Genomic DNA, 4,544 nt, shown 5'->3' with positions numbered 1-4,544 from the left:
GTCGCCGGTCGAGCACTTGGCGGCTTGGCAGTTAACCAGGGATCAATGTCATTTCTGCCGTTGTTGCCTGCAGCACACTGCGTTGTCCCTTTGTCCCCGGCGCATGCCGTGCACCCGATGAACCTTCCTTCTCCTGTCCGTGCCGCTGCGCTCTCGTTGCTTGTCTGGGCACTCGGTGGCTGCAGCGAGCTGCCCTCCACGCCATCGCCGGCTGCCAGCCAGGACGCGGCCGAGCATGTCACGCCGTATCGGCCACGACCGGGCCACGAACGCCCACTGGTGGCCGTGGTGGGGCACAACGCGGGCACCGAGCTGGTCGATTTTCTGGTGCCGTACGGTGTGTTGCGCCGCTCCGGCGTGGCCGAGGTGGTGGCAGTGGCGACCGACTCGGGGCCGATCCAGATGCGGCCCGGCTTGACCTTGCAGGCGGACGAGACGATCGACCAGTTCGACGAGGGCCACGCACGAGGCGCGGACTATGTGGTGGTTCCCGCTGTGCTGATGGAAAACCGCGCCGACCCGCGTCTGCTGCGCTGGCTGCAAGGCCAGGCGGCCAAAGGCGCGATCGTCGTCAGCATCTGCGACGGGGCCCTGGTGGTCGCCGAGGCGGGCCTGTTCAAGGGCCACCGGGCGACAGGCCATTGGGCTACCCAATCGATGCGCGAAACCGAGTACCCGGACACGCGTTGGCTGAAGAACGTGCGCTATGTCGACGACGGCGCGGTGATCTCAAGTGCCGGCGTGACTGCGGCGCTGCCCTTGTCTCTGGCCCTGGTCGAGGCCATTGGTGGCCATGACACGGCGGCGGAACTGGCACGGCGGCTGGGCGTGGACCGCTGGGACAGCGCCCATGCCAGCGAGGGCTTTCATTTGGGGTTGCAAGACATCGCCATCTACGCGCGCAATCACTGGTTGTCGACGCACGATGAGATCGAACTGCCGGTCGCACCCGGGGTCGATGAGATCGCCTTGGCGCTGACAGCCGATGCGTTGGGGCGCACGATGAGGGCGCATGTTTCGGCGACAGCGGCCACTGTCGACCCGGTTCACTCGCAGGGCGGCATCACCATCCTGCCGCAACTGCCGGGTGGGCCGGCAGCCGGGCGCTTGCAGCAGCCACTCGTGGCCGCCGAGCCGGCACGGGCACTCGACCGTACGCTGAACGACATCGCCCGGCGCTATGGCCGGGCGACTGCCGACTTCGTCAGCCTGCAGCTGGAATATCCCCGGCCCGCGCGATGAGCGTCAGGCCGGCGGGTCTTTGGCCCGCGTGCGCGACACGGCCATCATGATCCCGACGCCCAGCACGATGACGCTGGCGACCCCGATGTAGACGGGCGCCAGCCCGGTCATGCTCAGGCCCCAGGCGATGCCCGCGACGAGCAGCAGCAGCCCGATCAGATACAGCGCGAATGACATGGTGAAGCTCCTTTCGATGACCCGGGCCGCGGCGCGGGCTTCCTGCCGACTCTAGTCAAGCACGGCGCTGCGGCCGATCGGCGGATGGCGGACGCTGGCGTAGGTCGGGTCCTACCGGTCGCAGCCGCCAGCGCAAAAAACGCGGAACAAAGCGTCGTCGCTCGTCGTCCCCGATCGTGGCTGGGCACCCATGGCCCGTCACCGGTCTGAAACCACTTTGGGCGCGGCCTGACGCTCGACACACTGCGCAGCACCGGCGCCCGAAGTCCGTCTTCAAAGTGCCGGCAACAAGCACCGCAGGAGACGACCGATGCCCTCTTCGTTCAGCCCAGCCGCGCTGGCTGGCATGCCCACCCCGGCCGCACCGGCGGCGGGTTCCGATGCGCTGAGCCGACTGGCCGACCGCGCACTGCCCTGGGCAGCCACCGCCTGGTGCGCTGTCGCCGTGGCTGGCCAGCTGATGTTCACGGCCTACGTGCTGAGCTTCTACGGGCGGGCGGCCGTGGCCGGGCAGCCCGAGCACTGGAACAAGGTGCTGCCGCACGGCTGGGTGCCGGGCGACACGGCAGCCAACCTGTTGACCGGGCTGCATCTGGCGTTCACGGTGCTGATCATCCTCAGCGCCGTGGTTCAGCTGTTGCCGGTGGTGCGTCGCCGCATGCCGGCGGTGCATCGCTGGAACGGCCGGTTCTATGTCTTGTCGGCGCTGCTGATGGGCCTCAGCGGTTTGCTGATGGCCTGGACGCGCAAGACGGTGGGCGATCTGCCGCAACACCTGGCCGTCAGCCTCAACGGGGTGCTGATCATCGCGTTTGCGGCTGTCGCCTGGCGCCTCGCGCTGGCGCGGCGCTTCGAGCAGCATCGCCGCTGGGCGTTGCGGCTGTTCCTCGCGGTCAGCGGGGTCTGGTTCTTCCGCATCGGGTTGATGGCCTGGATCGTGCTGAACCAGGGCCCGGCCGGCTTCGACCCGAAGACCTTCACTGGCCCGTTCCTCACCTTCCTCGGGTTCGCGCAGTACCTGCTGCCGCTGGTGGTGCTGGAGGCCTACTTCCGGACCCGCGAGCGGGCCGGCCCGCGCACCCGCCTGGCGATGGCCGCCGGCCTGGCCGGGCTGACGCTGCTGACCGCCTTGGGCATCGGTGCGGCGTCGCTGATCATGTGGCTGCCGAGGATGCACGGAGGCTGAAGATGATCGTGCTTCACATCCTGGCTGGCTTGCTGAGCCTGGCCGCCGGCGCCTTGGCGCTCTGCGCCACCAAAGGGCAGCGCCTGCACCGCGAGAGTGGTCGGGTGTTCGTCTACGCGATGTTGTTCATGTCCGGCAGCGGCGCGCTGATGGCGGCGATGAAGCTGGAGCCGCTGTCGGTCGTCGGCGGCATGCTGACCTTCTACATGGTGGCCACCGGCATGCTGACCGTGCGGCGCCCGACGCCGCGCTACCAATGGATCGACACAGCGGCGATGTTGCTCGGCCTGGCCGTCGGGCTCTACAGCGTGCTGCATGGGGCCGAGCTGCTGGTCGCTGGCAAGCAGAGCGCGATCTATCTGGTCTTCGGCGGCTTTGCGCTGCTGGCTGCGCACGGCGACTGGCGCATGAAGGCGAAGGGTGGTCTGCAGGGGGCGCCGCGCATCGCGCGGCACCTGTGGCGCATGTGCTTTGCGATGTTCATGGCCACCGGGTCGTTCTTCCTCGGCCAGGCCAAGCTGTTTCCGGCGCCGGTGCGGCAATCACAGCTCCTGGCGATCCCTGTGCTGCTGGTCGTTCTGGCCATGATCTACTGGCTGGCCCGAGTGCTGCGTGCGCGGCGCCGCCTTCACCCCTGACCGCTTTGCATGATTGCTGCCGACACCTCACCGCCGCGTGGCCTGGGCCGCATGCTGAGCTGGCCCCGCGTGCGCACCACGCTGATCTTCGCGGTGCCGTTGGGGTTGATGCACAGCATCGGCTCCGTCACGCCGGCCAGCACCTGGGTGGCCCGCGCCATCACCGCCGGCCTGCTGGCGATGCTCGTCTTCGGCCTGTGCGAGCAATGGCCTGCGCGCTTGCCGGGCTGGCTGGCGCGCTGGGTGTGGCAGCTGATCGGCGTGGTGGTGTCCATCCCCTTCGGCGCCTTGCTGGCCTACTACTGGACGACCGGTGGCCACCCGAATTTCGCTGGGGAGCCGCTGCGCGTGTCGGGCTTCTTCGGCATGTGCTTCAGTGGCATTCTGTTCGGCCCGTGGGTGGCTTTGGGGGCCATGGTGCGGCAGCGTGACGACCTGGCGCGCCACCAGGCGCTGGCCTTCCAGCTCGAACGCAGCGAGCTGGAACGGCAGGCCCTGGACGCGCGCATGCGCTTGCTGCAAGCTCAGGTGCAGCCGCACTTTCTGTTCAACACGCTGGCCAATGTGCGGGCGCTGGTCAACACCGGCTCACCCCGCGCCAGCGCGGTGCTCGACAGCCTGATCGCCTACCTGCGCGCCGCGGTGCCGCGGCTCGACGAACCCGCCACCACCTTGGGCCAGGAGGTGCAACTGGTGCGCGCCTACCTGGAGCTGATGCACATGCGCATTCCGGACCGCCTGCAATTCAGCCTGCACACCGACGAGACCGCGCTCAACCTGCGCTGCCCGCCGATGGCCGTGTTGACCTTGGTCGAGAACGCCGTGCGCCACGGCATCGACCCGAGTGAAGAGGGCGGTCGCATAGAGGTGAACATCGCGCAGCGCGAAGGGCGCTGCAGCGCCCGCGTCATCGACACCGGCGTGGGCCTGCAGCAAGGCGGCGGCGGCCTGGGCACCGGGCTGTCGACGCTGCGTGAGCGCATGCAGCTGGCCTTCGGCGGCGATGCGCGGCTGAGCTTGACCGGTGTCGTGCCGCACGGCGTGTGCGCCGAGCTGGACTTCCCGGCGCAGAAAGGTGGCGCATGAGCCCCGCCTGGCCGCCGTGCCCGACGGCGTTGATCGCCGACGACGAACCTTTGCTGCGTGAAGAGCTGACCCGCATGCTGGAGCAGGCCTGGCCCGAGCTGCGGATCGTGGCCCAGGCGCGCAACGGCCGCGAGGCGGTCGAGATGTACGAGGCTGAGCAGCCCGACATCTGCTTTCTCGACGTGCACATGCCTGGCCTGTCGGGTGTCGAAGCG

6 protein-coding genes are annotated in these 4,544 nt (G+C 68.8%); 5 read left to right on the top strand and 1 reads right to left on the bottom strand.

What is annotated here, in order from left to right; all coding sequences use genetic code 11:
• Positions 1 to 117: 117 nt before the first annotated feature.
• Positions 118 to 1,242, top strand: a complete 1,125-nt coding sequence (locus AC1DYI_RS27405) for a DJ-1/PfpI family protein (RefSeq protein ID WP_477207285.1) — start codon at positions 118 to 120, stop codon at positions 1,240 to 1,242.
• Between the two features lie 3 nt (positions 1,243 to 1,245).
• Here AC1DYI_RS27405 and AC1DYI_RS27400 read toward each other — a convergent pair whose 3' ends face one another.
• Entirely contained in the window at positions 1,246 to 1,419 is a 174-nt protein-coding gene (locus AC1DYI_RS27400) for a hypothetical protein (RefSeq protein WP_477207284.1), read from the bottom strand.
• 310 nt (positions 1,420 to 1,729) lie between these two features.
• Here AC1DYI_RS27400 and AC1DYI_RS27395 point away from each other — a divergent pair, with 310 nt between their 5' ends.
• The 4 genes from AC1DYI_RS27395 to AC1DYI_RS27380 all read left to right on the top strand — a co-directional run.
• Entirely contained in the window at positions 1,730 to 2,605 is an 876-nt protein-coding gene (locus AC1DYI_RS27395) for a DUF2306 domain-containing protein (protein WP_477207283.1), read from the top strand.
• 2 nt (positions 2,606 to 2,607) lie between these two features.
• Positions 2,608 to 3,243 (top strand): DUF2306 domain-containing protein, encoded by a 636-nt coding sequence (locus tag AC1DYI_RS27390; RefSeq protein WP_477207282.1) that lies wholly within the window; start codon positions 2,608 to 2,610, stop codon positions 3,241 to 3,243.
• Positions 3,244 to 3,252: 9 nt separating this feature from the next.
• Entirely contained in the window at positions 3,253 to 4,329 is a 1,077-nt protein-coding gene (locus AC1DYI_RS27385) for a sensor histidine kinase (RefSeq protein ID WP_477207281.1), read from the top strand.
• The coding region (locus tag AC1DYI_RS27380) for a LytR/AlgR family response regulator transcription factor (protein ID WP_477207280.1) at positions 4,326 to 4,544 on the top strand (219 nt) is incomplete at its 3' end. The genes AC1DYI_RS27385 and AC1DYI_RS27380, both read left to right, overlap by 4 nt.

The organism is Ideonella sp. P3_A4, assembly GCF_056403075.1.
The sequence above is the reverse complement of the archived record's forward strand: the minus strand, read 5'-3'. Positions and strand labels throughout refer to the sequence as shown.